The sequence below is a fragment of the Streptomyces griseoflavus genome (assembly GCF_014649995.1).
Classification (GTDB): Bacteria; Actinomycetota; Actinomycetes; order Streptomycetales; family Streptomycetaceae; genus Streptomyces; species Streptomyces griseoflavus.
Genome location: NZ_BMUC01000014.1, coordinates 153358 through 172377, shown reverse-complemented (window position 1 = coordinate 172377; position 19020 = coordinate 153358). Strand labels below are relative to the sequence as shown.

14 protein-coding genes and 1 CRISPR repeat array are annotated in these 19020 nt (G+C 69.5%); of the genes, 10 read left to right on the top strand and 4 right to left on the bottom strand.

What is annotated here, in order from left to right:
* Position 1: 1 nt before the first annotated feature.
* From IE172_RS26450 to IE172_RS26435, 4 genes are read right to left on the bottom strand one after another with little or no spacing between them, the layout of a single operon-like run.
* Positions 2-1924, bottom strand: a complete 1923-nt coding sequence (locus IE172_RS26450; RefSeq protein ID WP_190099820.1) for a TrbL/VirB6 family protein — start codon at positions 1922-1924, stop codon at positions 2-4.
* Positions 1914-2684, bottom strand: coding sequence for a hypothetical protein (locus tag IE172_RS34825; RefSeq protein ID WP_229886417.1), 771 nt, complete (start codon positions 2682-2684; stop codon positions 1914-1916). Before IE172_RS34825 ends, IE172_RS26450 begins: the two co-directional genes overlap by 11 nt.
* Positions 2685-2694: 10 nt before the next feature.
* Positions 2695-3024, bottom strand: coding sequence for a hypothetical protein (locus tag IE172_RS26440; protein ID WP_190099819.1), 330 nt, complete (start codon positions 3022-3024; stop codon positions 2695-2697).
* Positions 3025-3037: 13 nt separating this feature from the next.
* Positions 3038-3859 carry a hypothetical protein gene (locus IE172_RS26435; protein WP_229886415.1) on the bottom strand — a complete coding sequence of 274 codons (822 nt, stop codon included), beginning with the start codon at positions 3857-3859 and terminating at the stop codon, positions 3038-3040.
* A gap of 316 nt (positions 3860-4175) precedes the next feature.
* Between IE172_RS26435 and IE172_RS26430 the strand changes: the two genes are divergently transcribed.
* The 10 genes from IE172_RS26430 (at position 4176) to cas2e (ending at position 18976) form a co-directional block, all read left to right on the top strand.
* Complete coding sequence (locus IE172_RS26430) at positions 4176-5282, top strand: C40 family peptidase (RefSeq protein WP_229886413.1); 1107 nt, start codon at positions 4176-4178, stop codon at positions 5280-5282.
* Positions 5283-5311: 29 nt separating this feature from the next.
* Positions 5312-5869, top strand: a complete 558-nt coding sequence (locus tag IE172_RS26425; RefSeq protein WP_190099817.1) for a hypothetical protein — start codon at positions 5312-5314, stop codon at positions 5867-5869.
* 115 nt (positions 5870-5984) lie between these two features.
* Positions 5985-8635: a CRISPR direct-repeat array (repeat unit 29 nt; unit sequence GGGACCATCCCCGCGGGTGCGGGGAGCAG).
* A 220-nt stretch (positions 8636-8855) separates the two neighbouring features.
* Entirely contained in the window at positions 8856-11798 is a 2943-nt protein-coding gene (gene cas3, locus IE172_RS26420; RefSeq protein ID WP_190099816.1) for a CRISPR-associated helicase Cas3', read from the top strand.
* A gap of 673 nt (positions 11799-12471) precedes the next feature.
* Positions 12472-14232: a type I-E CRISPR-associated protein Cse1/CasA gene (gene casA, locus IE172_RS26415; RefSeq protein ID WP_229886408.1), complete on the top strand. Its 1761-nt coding sequence runs from the start codon at positions 12472-12474 to the stop codon at positions 14230-14232.
* On the top strand, positions 14229-14927 hold the full coding sequence (gene casB / locus IE172_RS26410; RefSeq protein WP_190099815.1) for a type I-E CRISPR-associated protein Cse2/CasB: 699 nt from the start codon (positions 14229-14231) through the stop codon (positions 14925-14927). The genes casA and casB overlap by 4 nt, the downstream gene beginning before the upstream one ends.
* Positions 14924-16120: a type I-E CRISPR-associated protein Cas7/Cse4/CasC gene (cas7e, locus tag IE172_RS26405; protein ID WP_190099814.1), complete on the top strand. Its 1197-nt coding sequence runs from the start codon at positions 14924-14926 to the stop codon at positions 16118-16120. Before casB ends, cas7e begins: the two co-directional genes overlap by 4 nt.
* Positions 16117-16851 (top strand): type I-E CRISPR-associated protein Cas5/CasD, encoded by a 735-nt coding sequence (gene cas5e / locus IE172_RS26400; protein ID WP_190099813.1) that lies wholly within the window; start codon positions 16117-16119, stop codon positions 16849-16851. The genes cas7e and cas5e overlap by 4 nt, the downstream gene beginning before the upstream one ends.
* A gap of 9 nt (positions 16852-16860) precedes the next feature.
* Positions 16861-17649, top strand: coding sequence for a type I-E CRISPR-associated protein Cas6/Cse3/CasE (gene cas6e, locus IE172_RS26395; RefSeq protein WP_190099812.1), 789 nt, complete (start codon positions 16861-16863; stop codon positions 17647-17649).
* Complete coding sequence (cas1e, locus tag IE172_RS26390; protein WP_190099811.1) at positions 17646-18617, top strand: type I-E CRISPR-associated endonuclease Cas1e; 972 nt, start codon at positions 17646-17648, stop codon at positions 18615-18617. Before cas6e ends, cas1e begins: the two co-directional genes overlap by 4 nt.
* Positions 18614-18976: a type I-E CRISPR-associated endoribonuclease Cas2e gene (gene cas2e / locus IE172_RS26385; protein WP_190099810.1), complete on the top strand. Its 363-nt coding sequence runs from the start codon at positions 18614-18616 to the stop codon at positions 18974-18976. The genes cas1e and cas2e overlap by 4 nt, the downstream gene beginning before the upstream one ends.
* Positions 18977-19020: the final 44 nt, after the last annotated feature.

Here is a 19020-nt window from a genome sequence, read left to right as displayed (position 1 = left end):
GCTATCCCTCCCCCGGTGACGGGATGTCGGTGTTCGGCGGGCCGGTCATCACCGGTGTAGTGTCCGGCCGCGGCTGCGGTGCGTGCTCCTGGACGGCCAGAGGCAGGCTCGCCGTGTCCGGGCCTCGCGGCGGAACGACCACGTGACGGCCACCGGGAGAGGCGGAGTCGAGCCCGGCATGCGCGGCGGTGTTGGCCATGCCGGACTCGAGGGTGTCCTTGCCCACGGAGAGAGCCTGCAGACCCAGACCGAGCGGTCCGGCCACACGGGTGCCGAGGCGGCCGCCGGGTCCCTTGATACGGGCCTTGAGCGACTCGTTGGTCCAAAAACTCCCGCCTCCCTGGGCGTTGGCGCCGCTCGCCTGGATCCGCGTGTTGTCGCGCTCCAGGGCCCGCGTGTAGGCGGGGCCGCCTCCGACGGCACCCGCACCGCCGAGTTCGGGCCGGTAGCCGCCGCCTGCCGAGGCAGCCGACGAACCCAGGGAACTGATCAGTCCACCTGCCACGGCGGCGCCGGCACCGAGGGTGGAGAAGGTCATGAACTTCGCCAGGACGGGCCAGCAGAAGCACGCCGTCAGGAAGATGACCAGGCCCACGATGACGTTCTGCATGCCGTCGCCCTCGGTGAGGGCGAAGAAGCCGATCGAGAAGCAAAACACGATCATCGGTTTCATCAGGATGAGCGCCAGCAACGCGTCGCGGGCCTTGGGCCACCAGTCCTTCGTGGCGTCCGACATCTGCCCGACCAGCACGATCGGCATGGTGGCGACCAGGATCATGATTCCGGCCTGTCGCATGATCATCTCGATCCACAGCGCACCGATGGCCAGGATGCACACGATGCCGATGACGATGACCACGGCGACGGCGGCCGCGGTGACGCCCTGGCCGGTGACCAGCGCACCGCCTGCTGTGGTGGCGCCTCCGCCGCCGATGATCAGGCCGCCGAACAACTTGCCGAACTGGGCCTTCATGGCCTCGTCCGCACTGACGCCTTCGCCACCGTCGAAGGAGTAGTCGATGATCCAGGTGGAGATCGCATCGGACAGCTCGAGCGCCGTCGTGGTGACCGTCCAGTACGCCGCGGTGATCAGCGCCCACTTCGCCAGGCCGAAGATCGCTGTCGCCGCGTGCTCACCACGGTGACTGACGGCCACCTTCCCGAACTGCAGCAGCAGGAGGAACACGGCCAGGACGGCGGACAGCGCCGTGGCGATGCCCATCGGCTCGCTGATCCCCGTGTTGTCGAGCTCGATACTGGAGGCGTCGTTGAAGACGTCGGCGAACTGCTCGAGCAGCCACACCACCGCGTTGCCGATGTACTGCGCCGCCTCCTCCAGGGCGTCCCGCGCCAGCTCGGAAACCTTCTCGCCGACCCAGTCGCCGAGGGTCTGCCCGCCGATCGGTCCGTACTCCTCGTTGGCCTCGTTCTTGCAGAAGGCGAGCGACGATCCCTTGTCGACGCACTCCCCAAGAAGCGTGAACCGTTTGTCGAACTTGGCTTGATCGAGTTCGCCCTTCTGTACGAGCGCGAGGTTGGTCGTGCGCCACTTCTCCAGCTTCTTCTTCTCGAGTGCCGCCCACTCCTCGTTGCTGCACTCCGGGGACTTCTCGCCGCCCGCGTTCTCACAGAGCCCGATGGAGCCCGGCGTCTCGCCGGCTTCCGGCATACGACAGACGCTGGCGTCGTTGATCTCGTCGTAGAGGCAGTAGTTGCCCTGCTTGTCGATGCCGCAGGGCGCCCCACCGCTCCAGTCGACCGGACACTGCTTACCGCTGTCGGGTCCCACGTCGAGGTGGTACTTCGGATCATCATCGGCCAGGGCCATCGGAGCAGTACTCAAACCGGTGCCGAGACAGATCAGAAGCGCGGTCAGCAGGAGGACGAGCCGGGACAGCATGCGGGCCGAGTATTCAGTCCGCATGCCTCACCTGCTGCCAACCGTCTGCCCAGGAGACGTTGGAGTCGGGAAAGTAGGCACGGGGGAAGGAGCGCTTCTGCCAGTACTCGGGATCGTTCGTGATTTTCCAGGCGCCGTCTCGCCACTTCAGCAGCAGGTCGGTGTCCTCGTCCTTGAGCGGTGCGTCGTCCGGACTCCCGTCGGCCCTCGTGGCGTACCGGTCGTAGTTCATCCAGACCTGCACGACCTTCCCCTCGGTGCCGGTCAGGGACGTCGCCCGGACGGCGTTGACCGCCGTGCTGAAGGTGATTCCGGCCGGCGTACCCCCGGACGGGGCGAGGCCGACCGTCTCTCGCAGCTTGCGCACCTCGGAAACCTTCTCGTCGACGTATCCCTCGGCGTCCGGGGAGACGATCGCCTCCAGTTGCTGACGGGCTTTCCGGTCGTCGAGGAAGGCATACTCCTCCCAGAAGTGGACGGCGGTGGAGATCGCGCCCACGGGACCCTCGGAGAAGCCGTTGGACAACCCGTCCTTCTGGTTGGTCGGCTTTTCCACCACGAGCTTGCGGGCCTTGTCCGGAGTCATCGTTGCCTGACGGCTCTCGGCCGGCGTCGACGGGCCGACCGTGGCGGACGCAGGTGACGACCTACCGGGACGAGGGTCGTCGTCGCCCCCTCCCAGCATCGTGACCGCGGTCATTCCCCCGCCTACCAGCACACCGACCACCAGAATGCCGAGCCCTGTGAGCATGAGCCGGGCCTTGCGGGTCTTGCTGTCGTCCACCGGGCCGCCCTCACGTGCCCATGTTGTAGAAGGTGGTCACCAACGCGGCGGTGACGCCGATGCCGCCGGCCCCGAGCAGGCTCCAGAGGATCGCCTGTTTGCCGCGGGCGGCCAGGGCGGCCCGTTCGCTGTTGTGTCCGACGGCCACCGCGGCCCAGCCGAGCAGGCCGCCGAGAACGGCCGCGGCCAGGCCGAGCCCGGCGGTCCAGTTCAGGATGTCCTGGACCGGCTTGCCGACGTCCTTGGGCATCTCCGGGGTGACGTCCGGAACCGCGTCGGCGAGGGTGTGCCAGTGGGGGTCGGCGGCGACGGTGTTCAGGGTGGCCAGGATCTGACTCATATCCGATTCCTCGTCAAGAAGCGGTGACTGCGGGGATGACGGGGGCGGGCTGTGGCGCGTTCGGGAGCGGATGGCCCCAGGCGGCATGGGCCGCGGCCAGGACGGCCCCGGTGAGCTGAGCGGCGGCCTGCCGGGTGCGTGGACGCAAGCGGGCGACGGCCAGGGAATGTGCGCGGATGTGCGGGTCGTAGGGCACCTGCACCACCGCGGCGGTGCGGGACGTGAGCATGGTCGCCCCGGCCCGCACCGCCACGGGCGGACGGCCCTCGCCGGTCGAGATCAGGGCGACAACGGTGCGGTGAAGCGGGAGGCCTTCCGCGTGCAGGGCCATGACCGCCTGCTGCAGGCTCCGCACGCCCTGGGCGCTGGCGGCCGCGCACAGGACGGGCACGGCGTACGGCAGGTCGTACCAGCCACGTGTCCGACCGGCCTGGCCGGCGCAGCGGGAACTCAGGAGGTCGTGGGCGAGCGGATGGACGGTGTCCCCGACGACGACCTGCCAGCCGCCGATCGCCGCCAACTGGTACCAGGCGGCGGGGTTGTCGGGCAGGGCCAGGGGCTGCGTGTGCCACTCCCGCCCGTCGGACAGAATGTGCCACGTGGAGCCGCCGGCGCCCACGTCGGCGGCGCACGCCCGCCGAAGAGCGGATCTCGTCAACGGCTGGTCGGACGGCAGCACCGCCAGCCCGCCCGCCTGCTGCTCGGCGAGTCGGGCGGGCCAAGGAGAGGACAACCGAGGAGCGAGGTCCAGGACCACCGTGGAACCGCTCGCGGCCAGTCCGGCGCCCAAAAGGCTCGCGACCGTGGTGCGGCCGCTTCCCCCGGTAGCGGCCATCACCGGGACCACTAATCGCGTGCCCGCGGGCAGCGCAGAGACGGCATCAGGTCGTTTGCGCGCCATCCCCCTCCCCCTCCGTATGCAATTTGCGTAAGCCACTTCATCGCACAGTCGACGCCGCCCCAGCACCGCCGGGAACCTTACACGGACAACTGGCCTACCCTGCAAGGAAGAACGCAGCATCACCCTGATGTGCTCAGATGGCACACGGTGCATGAATCATCACGCTACGATGCAGTCGTCGACTCCCCTCTCGGAGTCTGAATTTCAGATTTGAGAGAGCAAATCTGTATGCACGTCAAGAGGGTGCCGCGTGGCAGGCAAGGTCAAGCGGGGACTGCTGGCGCTCGGTCTGGGATTCGCGACGACGCCGGTCGCGTTGGGGCTCAGCCTCGTCCTGCTGGTCACCACATTTGACGAGGACGGCGGCGGCAGCGTGAGCAACCCGTTCGGGGGGCTGCGGATCGGCAAGGGTGGGGTGCCGGCGCAGTACGCACCGCTCATCCTGCGGGCAGCCGCCGATTGTGGAGAGGGGCTCTCCCCCGCCGTGCTCGCCGCGCAGATCAGGCAGGAGAGCGGCTTCGATCCTCACGCACAGTCCAAGGACGAGAACGGTGATCCCATCGCGGACGGAATCGCGCAGTTCATCCCGAGCACCTGGGCGACATGGGGAGTGGACGGCAACGGCGACGGCAAGAAGGACGTGTGGGATCCGGAGGACGCCATTCCGGCTCAGGGTCGCATGATGTGCTCCCTGCTGAAGAAGGGCAAGGCCCATCCGCAGTACAACGGCTCCCCGATCGAGCTCGCCCTCGCCGCGTACAACGCGGGATGGGGCCGGGTCGACCAGTACCAGGGCGTACCGCCACCCTCATTCGCCGGCGGCCAGACCTACCACTACGTGCAGAACATCATGAGGATGTCGGCCGGCTTCGCCGCCCCGGCCTCGAGCGAGAACGGCACCCCGCCCGCCGGCTACGAACTGCCCGAGGGGACTCCCAAAGAAGCACGCGTGGCCGTGTCCTGGGCACTGAAGCAGCGAGGAGGCTGGTACCAGCTGGGCGGGGACTGCACCGACGCGCTGGGCAAGAACCCGGCCCACTGGTGCGACTGCTCCTCCCTGATGCAACAGGCGTACCGGGCGGCCGGGGTGAGCATTCCGCGGACCACGTACGACCAGGTCAACGTCGGCGCACAGGTCAACCTCCACAAACCCAAACCGGGCGACCTGGTATTCAACGCGGGGTCGGACGGTTCGGACGCACGACCCGGACACGTCGGCATGTACATCGGCAACGGCTTGATCATCGAGGCGCCGCGTACCGGGGTGAAGACCCGGATCGTCACGTACGAAAGCTGGCGCAACAGCACCAGCTACCTGACCCGCATCACCGAGGTCCGCCGGGTGGTGGACTGGTGAACCTCGACCTACAGCGGGAGAGTCCGACCATGTCCGAGCCGCTCTACCGCCCCTGGGGGACGGTGACGCCGGAGTTCTGGGACGCGCCCGGCCCTGGAATCGCGCCGCTCCCCTCCAGAATTGCTCCTGAGACGCTGCGCGCCCGGCTGGCCAAAGTCGCCGAGGTCGCCCAGACCGGGCACTTGCCGGATGCCGCCGCCCTCGCGGCCCGGCTCGACGAGAACGTCACCGCCGAGTACGGCGAACCACATCTGTATACGATCCAGGTCCGCGAAGTTCGTGGCTACCTGGCCGCCCTCGCCGGGGACCATCCCTCGGGCCTGTCGTGGTATCTGCACGCGGCGCAACTGCGCGTCACCATCCAGGGCCCAAGACACCCCGACGTCGAGGAGGCCACCCGCCGCGCCTACAGCCTGTGGCGAGCCATGCCGCAGGAAGCCGACCGGAAGCGCCTGGGCACCGACCTACTGACGATCGCCGGCGACATCCACGGCCCCGACTCCCCGATCGCGCGCCGCATCCGGGAACGGTTGTACGCCCTCGCTGTGCCGTCGAGTGATACGCCCGCACCACTGAACCGCGCTTGACCCTTCTCGGTAACTCCGGATGGACACAGCGGCAGTGGTTCCCTTCCGATCACCACCCGCCGTCGTGGCCGGCGCAGCCGTGGGGAAGCGGCTGTCCGGTACAGGCCGTCGTCGAGAGACCATCCCCGCGGGTGCGGGGAGTAGGGCCTGACCTGCGGCGGAGTTTCGTTCCCACGAGGACCATCCCCGCGGGTGCGGGGAGCAGGCCACGCGGCGCCATCACTGGGCAGTGCCATCGGGGACCATCCCCGCGGGTGCGGGGAGCAGTACCAGGGGGCGGTGACGCATGGGCCGACGTCGGGACCATCCCCGCGGGTGCGGGGAGCAGGTCGCCTCCATCACGGTCACGAGGACGCTGCTGGGACCAACCCCGCGGGTGCGGGGAGCAGATCCATGCGACGGACAAGGACGGCAACCCTCGGGACGATCCCCGCGGGTGCGGGGAGCAGACCGTCATGCAGCCCGACGCCGCCATACCCGAGGGACCATCCCCGCGGGTGCGGGGAGCAGGGCAAGAACAACCTCCCGGTCACCACCCGCGAGGGACCATCCCCGCGGGTGCGGGGAGCAGCTCAGTACGTCGTCGTCACCCGAGCCGGCGTGGGGACCATCCCCGCGGGTGCGGGGAGCAGTTGGGGTGGAAGGTGGTGCCGTAGCTGTCCTTCGGACCATCCCCGCGGGTGCGGGGAGCAGCACTGCCCGAACTGACGGGGGACGGGCTTCTCGGACCATCCCCGCGGGCGCGGGGAGCAGCGTCCCCGGTGGTGGTCGGGGGTGCCCCCCCCGGGACCATCCCCGCGGGTGCGGGGAGCAGCAGGTCCACCGCAACTTGCGCACCGTCGCGTCGGGACCATCCCCGCGGGTGCGGGGAGCAGCGGGCGGTCGCCCGCGTCCAGACCGACTCCCGGGGACCATCCCCGCGGGTGCGGGGAGCAGCGGGCGGCACGGTCGAACGCGGCGAGCGCGGTGGGACCATCCCCGCGGGTGCGGGGAGCAGGCCGCGGTGGACGATGCTGCGGAGGCCGGTCAGGGACCATCCCCGCGGGTGCGGGGAGCAGGGCTGCACCGCCGGCGTCACCACCCTGGCCCGGGGACCATCCCCGCGGGTGCGGGGAGCAGAGGGCCCTACGCGTGCGCGCGCGAGGAAGCAGGGGACCATCCCCGCGGGTGCGGGGAGCAGGGGGATCAGCATGGCGCGCCCACCTTCCAGCTGGGACCATCCCCGCGGGTGCGGGGAGCAGCTGCTCCTGCCGAGCGACGCCGAGGAAGCCACGGGACCATCCCCGCGGGTGCGGGGAGCAGTATGCCGAACTACTTCCCGGCCTTCACCGATCGGGACCATCCCCGCGGGTGCGGGGAGCAGACAGCTCCGCCAGGGTCACGGCGCCCCGGTCGGGGACCATCCCCGCGGGTGCGGGGAGCAGCACGGATAGTTTCGGGCGGACGGTGGCCGCCGGGGACCATCCCCGCGGGTGCGGGGAGCAGCCGTCCCGGCCGAGCTGGAGAAGACCGCCCGCGGGACCATCCCCGCGGGTGCGGGGAGCAGCCGGTGCTCGGGGGCGGCGCCGACGGGACGCCGGGACCATCCCCGCGGGTGCGGGGAGCAGAACGGCAGCTGGGGCGCCCAGCCCTTCTAGGAGGGACCATCCCCGCGGGTGCGGGGAGCAGTCCACCTCGGCCACGCCGCTGCCGTTCTGGTAGGGACCATCCCCGCGGGTGCGGGGAGCAGTGGATGGCTGAGGACCTGGGCGCGGACGTGACGGGACCATCCCCGCGGGTGCGGGGAGCAGCCCTCGCCGCGGCGCATCGGCACCAGCTGGTCGGGACCATCCCCGCGGGTGCGGGGAGCAGGTGCGCAAGCTGGTCCAGGACCACGGCGCCGAGGGACCATCCCCGCGGGTGCGGGGAGCAGCCCACGCTGGCGGACATCCGCAGCGCCGACCAGGGACCATCCCCGCGGGTGCGGGGAGCAGTGGAGGTGGCAGCCCTGGCACATGGCGCGGAGGGGACCATCCCCGCGGGTGCGGGGAGCAGACACCTTGGCCGTGCCGAGGATGACGAGCGCTGGGACCATCCCCGCGGGTGCGGGGAGCAGACGGCGGCGGGCCAGTTCAGCCCGGCGATGAGGGGACCATCCCCGCGGGTGCGGGGAGCAGTCGGAAGGTACGAATCGAACCACCGGCAGGTAGGGACCATCCCCGCGGGTGCGGGGAGCAGACCCCCTGACATGTCAGACGCTCTGACAGACCGGGACCATCCCCGCGGGTGCGGGGAGCAGTCCCGGAGGCGGCGGGCACCGTTGTTCGTGTTGGGACCATCCCCGCGGGTGCGGGGAGCAGACTATGTAGTCGACACCGGTGGGAGTGGTGCCGGGACCATCCCCGCGGGTGCGGGGAGCAGCCCTCTCCCCGGAGACCCGCGCCAACTACGGCGGGACCATCCCCGCGGGTGCGGGGAGCAGGGCCGCCCATGGTGCGCCGTTCTCAAAGACTCGGGACCATCCCCGCGGGTGCGGGGAGCAGGCACGATGGGGATGAGGTAGGCCGGCCGTGCAGGGACCATCCCCGCGGGTGCGGGGAGCAGCCGTCGATCTGCTGGTCCGAGATCGACCAGCGGGGACCATCCCCGCGGGTGCGGGGAGCAGTAGCCGCCGGACGCTGCCTTGGTCTTGCGCCCGGGACCATCCCCGCGGGTGCGGGGAGCAGTTCCTCTTGACTCGGTTCCCACAGTTCATGGAGGGACCATCCCCGCGGGTGCGGGGAGCAGACTGTTTGACCTGCATGTTTACTGCTGCTGAAGCGCGCTTTCAGCAACTATTGCAGATTCCGGCAAATAGGACATGGAGGGTATCCGGTCTCGCGGGATACTTCTGACTGGCTCAAGGACGAGCGGATCATGGTACGTCTTGCGGGCGCTGTCTGCCTGCGAATAGTCCTATCCACTCATGTTGACCTACGAAGCCGAGCTTTTCCTGTACTAATCCCTCATGAGCGTTGGGGGGAGTGCTCGTCCGGATCTGTTGAGTCGGCTCGGGGAGTCGGCTCGGTCCGTCTGGGCTAAGCATGATCGTGACAGCGACGGTTGGTTGCCGCTGTGGCGGCACATGGAGGACAGTGCCGCGGTAGCCGGCCTGTTATGGGACCGGTGGCTTCCCGTGGGGGTACGGAGGCTCGTGGCAGAAGCGCTGCCGCAGGGCGAACTGGACGCACGCACCCTCGCCGTATGGCTCGCCGGAGTGCATGACATCGGCAAGGCCACTCCGGCGTTCGCCTGTCAGGTGGATCAGCTCGCCGACACGATGCGCGACCATGGGCTGGAGATGCGCTCAGCGAGGGTAATGGGGCCGGATCGCCGGATCGCGCCGCACGGTCTGGCGGGACAAGTTCTGCTGGGGGATTGGCTGGAGGAACGGCACGGGTGGGCGTCTGCTCGGACCGGTCAGTTCACGGTTGCTGTGGGTGGGCATCACGGAGTGCCGCCCGAGCACGGACAGATCAAGGCCCTGTACGCGCATGAAGAATTGCTGCGCACTCCTGGGGCGAGCAGCCTCGTCTGGCGACAGGTGCAGACGGAGTTGCTGGATGCCTGCGCCGAGCATTTCGGCGTGGCCGAACGGCTGGCTGGATGGCGGGCAGTCAGGCTTCCGCAACCAGTGCAGGTGCTTCTGACCGCGCTGGTCATCGTCTCCGACTGGATCGCCAGCAACCCCGACCTCTTCCCCTACTTTCCCGAGGGTGCGGCCCTCAACGAGCAGGACCGTCTCGCTGCTGCCTGGCAAGGGCTGGACCTGCCGGCCCCCTGGCGGGCCGAAGAGCCGGACGGAAGTGCCCGGAACCTGTTCACCTCCCGTTTCGAGCTACCTGCGGGTGCCGAAGTACGTCCTGTCCAGGAAGCGGCCGTGGAACTCGCCAGGGAAATGAAGACGCCCGGCCTGATGATCGTCGAGGCGCCAATGGGCGAGGGAAAGACGGAGGCGGCCCTCGCCGTTGCTGAGATCTTCGCGGCGCGCTCGGGTGCGGGCGGGGTGTTTTTCGCCCTCCCCACCATGGCCACCGGCAACGCCATGTTCCCCCGCCTGCTCGACTGGCTGAACCGGTTGCCGGGGGTGGCGGGCTCACGCCACTCGGTGCATCTGGCCCACTCCAAAGCGGCTCTCAACGAAGACTTCGCCGGCCTGATGGCTCGCGCGGGACGGGTCACGGCCGTCGGCGTGGACGAAGCGGCTCCCGCCTTCAAGCAGAAAGTGGACGAACGACGCCGCGCCAGTCCCGAGCTCGTGGCCCATGCCTGGCTGCGAGGCCGTAAGAAGGCCATGCTGGCCTCGTTCGTCGCGGGCACCATCGACCAACTGCTGTTCGCCGGGCTGAAGAGCAGGCACCTGGCGCTGCGTCACCTCGCAGTGGCAGGGAAGGTCGTGGTCATCGACGAGGCGCACGCCTACGACACGTACATGAGTGTGTACCTGGATCGGGTGCTCTCCTGGCTGGGTGCGTACCGGGTGCCGGTGGTGGTGCTGTCCGCGACCCTGCCGGCCTCGCGCAGGCGTGAACTCGTCGAGGCCTACGCCGGCCAGGCCAGTGCGGGCGCCTCTTGGGACGCGGGCGCGCCGGACGTGTACCCGCTGGTGACGGCCGTCCCTCCAGGAGGGGCAGCACCACTGGTTCGCCACCCACGGGCGTCGGCTCGATCGACGACTGTGCAGGTGGAGCCCCTCATCGACGATCTGGACATCCTCGTCGGCCGGCTGGAGAAGGAGCTGGCCGACGGCGGATGCGTCCTCGTGATCCGTAACACGGTCAAGCGGGTACTGACGACGGCTCGGGTACTGCGTGACAGGTTAGGCGCCGAGAACGTGACCGTCGCCCACTCGTGCTTCGTCGATCTCGACCGGGCGGACAAGGACAGCACCTTGTTGCGCCTCTTCGGACCTCCGGATAAAACGAGCGCCAGACCTACGGGCCGGCACATCGTGGTAGCCAGCCAGGTCGCTGAACAGTCTCTCGATGTCGACTTCGACCTGCTGGTCAGCGACCTGTGCCCCGTCGACCTGCTGCTGCAGCGCATGGGCCGTCTGCACCGGCACCGGCGGGGGCAGGACCAGAACAACCGACCCCCACGTCTGCGAACCGCGCGCTGCCTGGTGACCGGGGTGGACTGGACGGCGGATGTACCCGCCCCGGTTCGGGGCTCGGTTGCGGTGTACGGACGGTACGCACTGCTGCGATCGGCCGCGGTACTCCGCCCCCACCTCGACGGCGGCGCCCAACGACCGGTGCGGCTCCCGGCGGACATCAGCCCGCTCGTGCAGGCCGCGTACGGGGAGGGAACGGCCGGACCGGAGGACTGGCAAGAGGTGATGAAGGAGGCCGGCGAACAGTTCGAGCGACACCGCGACGACCAGGCCGAGCGCGCCGCCGTATTCCGTCTGGGCGGCGTCGGCAAACCGGGACGCCCGCTGTTCGGCTGGGTCGCCGCCGGGGTCGGAGACACGGACGACACCCCCGCCGGGCGTGCTCAGGTCCGCGACAGCCGGGACAGCCTGGAGGTCGTCGTCGTACAGCGGCGCGGTGACGGGAGCCTCGCCACCCTGCCGTGGCTCGAGCCGGATCGGAGGGCGCGGCAGCGCGCCGGCGTCGTGCTTCCGCAAGATGCGACGCCGACGTCGTTCGCGGCCCGTACCGCAGCGAGCTGCGGACTGCGGCTTCCTCTGCAATTCTCCGGCGAGATCATGGACCGGGCCATCGAGGAACTGGAGCAGCTGTATCTGCCCACCTGGCAGGGCAAGAACAGCCCTTGGCTGTCCGACCAGCTGATCCTCGCTCTTGACGAGGACTGTCAGACGCGACTGGCAGGATTCTCGCTCCGGTACAGCCCTGAAGACGGTCTTGAGGTGACCCGTGCCGAAGAGCCAGGGGGGTCGTCGGCGTGAAACTTCGGCAATTAATCCCCGCACGGGCGGGGAGCAGTGGAGAGCGTTGCCTGTTACGCCCCTTGGTCTGGGGCCATCCCCATGTCGGTGGGGATCAGTTACCGCATGCTACGCGAGGGGTTCCGTGCGACTGGCCCGATGTCCTGCAACACCATCGGGAGCTGAGAACGGAGCAATCACATCTCCTTTGATGGCCACCGGCTTCTCTCTGCCCATCGGACTAAGGGCAGGCACGCTACGCCAGACACTGCACTGGCCAGGGCGGTGGCAATACCCCATTGGTTCGCTTCGTCATCGGGCCCCCCGAGCGGCAGCCAACGCCCCAGCACCAGACCTAACCAGAAGACGACGACGACGGCGCCCACTACAAGACTCCAGCGGATCCAACCATTCACGCTGCCAACTCCCCTTGGTCTGTTGCATCATGGATGGAGGCACCTTAGAGCAGTTGATACTTCGCGCAAACTTCCGCAGGTCAAGGGCAACTCATTGCTGCGGTATAGGTGATGGGCTGCAACCGGACCCATCAAACGTCCATCTGAATGTGGGTGACTGGTAGCCAGGCACTGATAGCTGGGTTCGCCCAGCGGTTCGTCTGCTCAGCAGGGATTGTCAGACCTCTCTGGCAGGCTTCTGCCTCCAACACCCCCCAGCGACCGTCTTGAGGTGATCAGTGCCTGAGAACAATCCGAGCAGTGCTGGCGCACTGTCCTTCGACCTGGTGAACGAGCCATGGATCCAGGTGCTGCGGTGCAACGGTTCCCAGGATGAGCTGTCGCTACGTCAGGTCTTCGCCCAAGCCGACGATCTGCGGCGTGTCCCGGGCGAGCTGGCCACCCAGGAGTTCGCCCTGATCCGTCTGCTCCTGGCCGTCGCACACGATGCTCTGGACGGTCCCGCCGGCGTGGAGGAGTGGGCGGAGCTGTGGGGAGATCCCGACTGCTTTGCTCCTGTCCAGGCTTACCTGGAGGAGCACCGCGAGCGGTTCGACCTTCTCCACCCGGTCGCGCCGTTCCTCCAGACCTCCGGCCTGCGCACGGCGAAGGATGAGGTCTTCTCCCTCAACCGGATCGTGGCCGATGTGCCTGCCGGTGAGCCGTTCTTCAGCGCGCGGTTGCCGGACGTGAGTCGGCTGTCCTTCGCCGAGGCCGCCCGCTGGGTCGTCCACGTCCACGCCTGCGACACCTCCGGCATCAAGTCCGGCATGGTCGACGACGACCGGGTCAAGGGCGGCAAGGTGTACCCGCTCGGTACCGGCTGGGCGGGTGGACTGGGTGGCGTCTTCGTGGAGGGCGGCACACTGCGCGAGACCCTGCTGCTCAACCTAGTAGCAGCGGACACCGATGAGCTGGACTTCTCCCCCGACGACCGGCCGGCCTGGCGCCGTGGCCCTTGCGGTCCGGGCTCCGACGGGCGTTCCGCGACCGGGCTGCGTGACCTGTACACCTGGCAGTCACGCAGGGTGCGCCTGCACCACGACGCGGACGGCGTCCACGGAGTCGTCCTCGGCTACGGTGATCCGCTCGCCTGGCGGAACATGCACCGCCTGGAGCCGATGACTCCGTGGCGGCGCAGTCCCGCGCAGGAGAAGAAGCTGGGGCGGTCGCCTGTGTACCTGCCGTTGGAACATGATCCGGCGCGTTCGGCCTGGCGGGGCGTTGCCGCGCTCCTTGCCGACCGTGCGGAGGAGACCGGCGGCGCCGAGGGGCCCTCACGTCTGCGGCCGCGGATCCTGGAGTGGGTCGCACGGCTGGTGACCGAAGGCCACCTCTCCCGCCGTTTCCTCGTCCGTGCGCGGGTGGTGGGCGTCAGGTACGGGACTCAGCAGTCCGTGGTCGACGAGGTCGTCGATGACCGCTTGGTGATGCCGGTCGTCCTGCTGCACGCGCAGGACCCCACGTACGCCCAACAGGCCATCTCCGCGGCGGAGGACGCCGACCGGGCGGTGCGGGCCTTGGGTGACCTCGCGGGCGACCTGGCCCGGGCGACTGGGGCCGAGGAGGAGGGGCCGAAGTCCGTGGCCCGTGCCGGGGGGTTCGACGCGCTGGACCATCCGTACCGCGACTGGCTGTCCGCCATGGCGGAGGTTGTCGATCCCTTCGAGCACCGGCACGCGTGGCAGCGCCAGGTACGGCAGATAGTGGGACGTGTCGGTGACCGCCTCATCGCCGCTGCGGGTGATGCGGCCTGGGAAGGCCGGATCCATACCGACAACAAGGGCGGCACCCACTGGCTGAACGCGGGCCTGGCCGACGTGTGGTTCCGGGGGCGACTGGCCAGGGCGCTGGGCGACCCCGGCTCTCCCGATTTTCCTGGCTCCCCGGGCTCCAACGAAGGAGACGCCACCCCCGGAGGCGACGGCCCGTACACGCCGGGGCCGGCCGGTCTGCCGGAAACCGATGACGCCGCGACCGACCCGGAGGTGTACGTATGACATCCGCATCCGCCCCGCCCGCTGCAGCTCCGGTCCACCAGCGGGTCACGGAGCTCACCGCCACCCTCATCGGCTCCTGGCAGGAGGGCTACCTCCAGGACCGGTCGGCGGCGGTCGCCGCTCTGGCCCGCCTGCGCCGCGGCGCAGGCCGTGAAGCAGGTGAGACGCCCGACCTATGGAACCTGATCGACACCAACGCGCTCCACACCGCGACAGCGGGAACGCGGCCGCTGGGCGAGCAGGAACTGGTGCGTGCCGAGAACGCGCTGCACGCGGCCCTCACCCTGTGGGCTTTCCACCAGCAGTCGCGCGGCGCACCGATGCACCGTCGGCACACCCGTGAACGGCCGGGCGGCCTGGGAGCTGCGGTTCGGCGTCTAATGCCGGCGGACGGCGTCGACGAGCCCGTCCGCAAGCGTCTGGTCCGCGCAGGCACTGCCCCCGACCTGGTCTCCCTGACCCAGCGGCTGCGCGACATCGTCGCGCTGCTGCGCCGCGAGGACATCCCGCTCGACTACGCCCTCCTCGCCGGCCAGCTGTATCTCTGGCAGTGGCCCGATGGGCCCGCCGCCGTTCGCCGCCGGTGGGGCCGCTCCTTCCACGAGCAGCGACGGCCTCGGCCGGCCTCCGACGAGAACACCACCCCGGGCACCGACGAGAACAGCACCTCGAACACCGACAAGGACGCCTCGTGAACCGCATTTTCCTGGACGTGCACGCCCTGCAGACCGTCCCGCCCAGCAATCTCAACCGCGACGACACGGGCGCGCCCAAGACGGCCGTCTACGGTGGAGTCCCCCGTGCCCGGGTCTCCAGCCAGGCGTGGAAGCGGGCCATCCGCACCTACTTCAAGGACGAGCATCTGCTCGACTCCGCTGAGCTGGGCGTGCGCACCAAGAAGATCGTGGAACTCCTGGCCGACCGGATCACCGGGCTCGACGATTCCGTCGGACAGGAGACGGCGCTCCGGCTCGCCGACGAGACGGTCAAGGCCGCCGGCTTCAAGACGGAGGTTCCCAAGCGGAAGGCCGACCAAGCGAAAAAGGACGGAAGCCCCTCCCCCGCCCCTGAGAGCAAGTACCTGGTCTTCCTCAGCTCCCGGCAGCTCGACGGCCTGGCCCGCCTCGCTCTCGACGGTGCCGCCGACATCACGGCGTTCTTCAAGACCAAGGAGAACAAGGCCAAGGCTCGGGAGCTCGCGGACACGCATCACTCCGTGGACATCGCCCTCTTCGGCCGTATGGTCGCCGACGTCGCCGACATCAACGTCGACGCCGCCGTGCAGGTCGCACACGCCCTCAGCGTTCACCGGGTCGACAACGAGTCCGACTACTACACCGCCGTCGACGACGAGAACACCGACGAGGAGACCGGCGCCGGCATGATCGGCACCGTCGACTTCAACTCCGCCACCCTCTACCGCTACGCCGCCCTCGGCGTGCACCAGCTCGCCACCAACCTCGGCCAGGGCCTGCGCAAGGACGAGCCGCGCACCGAGCCGGTACGCCGCGCCATCGAAGCGTTCGTGCAAGCATTTGTCGCCTCCCTGCCCACCGGAAAGATCAACACCTTCGGGCACCACACCGAACCCGACGCCGTGGTCGTCAAGCTCCGCACCACCCGGCCGATCAGCTGCGTCGCCGCCTTCGAGGACCCGGTCCGCAGCGACGGCGGCGGGCACCTGCGCGAGGCCGCCGACCGGCTCGCCGCCTACGCCTCCGACGTCGAACGGGCCTACGGCGACCCGGAGACCACCCTCACCTGGGTTCTGCGTCTCGGTCCCGCCACGCAGAAGCTCGCCGATCTCGGCACCGAGGCCGGCACGCTGCGCGAACTCGCCGCCGCGGTCGGCCAGGCCGTCGCGGAACGCCTGGAGAAGCCCGCATGAGCCGCACGAGCGTGCTCGTCCTCCGCCTGGCAGGCCCCCTGCAGTCCTGGGGGGCCTCCTCGCGTTTCACCCGCCGCACCACCGAATCGGCCCCCACCAAGAGCGGCGTCATCGGCCTACTCGCCGCCGCGGCCGGTATCGAACGCGGCGACGACACGCGCCTCGCCCCGCTGGCCGCGCTCCGGTTCGCCGTCCGCATGGACCAGCCCGGCACCCGCATCCGCGACTTCCACACCGCCCACCACGCGGTGACCGGAGCGTCCATGCCGCTGTCCGAGCGGTTCTACCTCGCCGACGCCGTCTTCGTCGCCGCCGTCGAGGGCGATCACGCACTGCTCACCGGTCTGCGCGACGCCCTGCACAGCCCGGTGTACCCGCCCTACCTCGGGCGGCGTTCGTGCCCGCCCTCCGAACCGGTCGACCTCGGACTGCACGAGAACGCCCGCCTCGAGGACGTCATGGCGAGCGTGCCCTGGCAGGCCTCCCCCTGGTACCGCAGACGTCACCAGGCCCCGCAGACCCTGACTGTCCTGCGCGAGACGGCCGCCGACGAGCCCACCGCAGCGTCGGACGTCCTGCGTGACCAGCCCGTCAGCTTCGACGCCGCCCACCGGCGGCACGCGCTGCGCACCGTCCTCACCGACCCCGTGCCCACTCCGATCGCGTCGAACGGCACGAGCCCACAGAAGGCACACGACCCGTTCGCCGCCCTCGACGCCCTGGAGAATTGAGAGCGCCTGATGTTCCTCTCCCGCTTCCGCGTCAACACTGCGCGGCCCGGCGCCCGCCGCCTGCTGTCCTCGCCCCAGGCCATGCACGCGGCCGTCATGTCGTCCTTCCCGCACATCCTGCCCTCCGACAGCCCCGCGCCCGACGCGCCGCGCGTGCTGTGGCGCCTGGACCAGCGAGCCCGCGCCGAAGTGCTGCTGTACGTGGTCAGCCCCGACCGCCCCGACCTGACGCACCTGGTCGAGCAGGCCGGATGGCCCGCCGTCGCCGGCCCCGAGAACCCCGGCTGGCACACCCGGCCCTACACCCCACTCCTCAACCGGCTCACCGCCGGCGGACACTGGGCGTTCCGCCTGACCGCCAACCCCGTCCACACCATCCGCCGCAAGGAAGGCGAACCCCGCAAACTCACCGCCCACCTCACCCCCGTCCACCAGATGGGCTGGCTGCTCGACGAAGAACGCCAAAAGCGCCTCGGCTTCCGCGTCTGCGAGAAACCCGCCGACCGACGCCTCCTGCCCGAGGGCACCACCCACCACAAACGGCCCCACCCCGGCGACCGCTACGAGCTCGCCATACGGGACTCGCGGTCCCTCTCCTTTGACAAGTCCCGTGCCTCCGGAGGCCGTCGTGATAGGCCGGTCACGGTCGTCACCGTCACCTTCGAAGGGCGACTGGAGGTCACTGACCCCGACCTGCTGCGCCGTACGCTCACTCAGGGCATCGGCCGGGCCAGAGCGTACGGCTGCGGTCTCCTCACCCTGGCACCGGTCGCACAGCCCGACCAGCACACCCCATGAGCACCGTCTCCCGACGCCCGGCGCTCACGCCCCGGCAGCTCACACGCACCGACGAACGACTCTCCTTCGTCTACCTGGAACGCTGCACGGTCCACCGCGACGCCAACGCCATCACCGCCCAGGACGCCGAAGGCACCACCCACATCCCCTCAGCCACCATCGGCACCCTCCTCCTCGGCCCCGGCACACGCGTCACCCACCAGGCCATGAGCGTGCTCGGCGAGACCGGCGCCGCAGTCTGCTGGGTCGGTGAACACGGCGTGCGCTACTACGCCTCCGGCCGGGCCCTCAGCCGCTCCTCCGCCCTCATGGAAGCCCAGGCCCGCCAGTGGGCCAACCCCCGCAACCGCCTCGCCGTGGCACGCGCGATGTACCGGATGCGCTTCCCCGACGAGGACCCGACCGGCCTCACCCGGCACGAGCTCCTCGGCCGCGAAGGAAGACGCGTCAAGGACTGCTATCGAGCCGAGGCCGCCCGCACAGGCATCTCCTGGCGGGGCCGCCGCTACGTTCCCGGCGACTTCACCAGCGGCGACGCCGTCAACCAGGCCATCACCGCCGCCGCCCAGTGCATGTACGGCATCGCCCATGCCGTCGTCACCTCCCTGGGATGCAGCCCGGCTCTCGGTTTCGTCCACTCCGGCCACGAACTGTCCTTCGTCCTGGACATCGCCGACCTTTACAAGACGGAGATCGGCATCCCGGTCGCTTTCGACGTGGCCGCAGAGGATGAGGAGGACATCGGTTCCCGCACCCGCCGCGCACTGCGGGACCGCATCAACGAGACATCCCTGCTGAACCGGTGCGTCGACGACATCAAACGCCTCCTGATACCGGGGGCAACCGACCCCTCCGCCCCCGGCGGCGACCGGGACGTAGTCACACTGCAGAGCGACCACGGTCACCAGGTCGCCTCCGGCGTCAACTACGACGGCCCCGACGAGGAATTCGGAGTCGAGCTCTGGTGACCGTCATCGTCCTCACCAACTGCCCGGCTGGACTACGAGGTTTCCTCACACGCTGGCTCCTGGAAATCTCTGCAGGCGTGTTCGTGGGCAACCCCTCGGCCCGCATCCGCGACGTGCTCTGGGAAGAGGTCCGGCAGTACGCAGGCCAGGGGCGCGCCCTACTGGCCCACACCACGAACAACGAGCAGGGCTTCACCTTCCGCACTCACGACCACACCTGGCACCCCACCGACTACGAAGGCATCACTCTGATCCATCGCCCCGACCCGAACGCACCGCCACCCGGGCCGGCTCCCCAAAGCGGCCCGCCCTCCGGCTGGAGCAGGGCTGCCAAACGCCGACGCTTCGGAAGAGGCTGATGCACATGAAACCTCTAACGCCCCATATGCCGGAATCAGAGAAA

Excerpts from the sequence above, each read along its gene's own strand:
- IE172_RS26450 (WP_190099820.1), bottom strand. The coding sequence starts at position 1,924 with ATGCGGACTGAATACTCGGCCCGCATGCTGTCCCGGCTCGTCCTCCTG.
- cas3 (WP_190099816.1), top strand. The coding sequence starts at position 8,856 with ATGAGCGTTGGGGGGAGTGCTCGTCCGGATCTGTTGAGTCGGCTCGGG.
- casB (WP_190099815.1), top strand. The coding sequence starts at position 14,229 with ATGACATCCGCATCCGCCCCGCCCGCTGCAGCTCCGGTCCACCAGCGG.
- IE172_RS26440 (WP_190099819.1), bottom strand. The coding sequence starts at position 3,024 with ATGAGTCAGATCCTGGCCACCCTGAACACCGTCGCCGCCGACCCCCAC.
- cas1e (WP_190099811.1), top strand. The coding sequence starts at position 17,646 with ATGAGCACCGTCTCCCGACGCCCGGCGCTCACGCCCCGGCAGCTCACA.
- cas5e (WP_190099813.1), top strand. The coding sequence starts at position 16,117 with ATGAGCCGCACGAGCGTGCTCGTCCTCCGCCTGGCAGGCCCCCTGCAG.
- cas6e (WP_190099812.1), top strand. The coding sequence starts at position 16,861 with ATGTTCCTCTCCCGCTTCCGCGTCAACACTGCGCGGCCCGGCGCCCGC.
- IE172_RS26435 (WP_229886415.1), bottom strand. The coding sequence starts at position 3,859 with ATGGCCGCTACCGGGGGAAGCGGCCGCACCACGGTCGCGAGCCTTTTG.
- IE172_RS26425 (WP_190099817.1), top strand. The coding sequence starts at position 5,312 with ATGTCCGAGCCGCTCTACCGCCCCTGGGGGACGGTGACGCCGGAGTTC.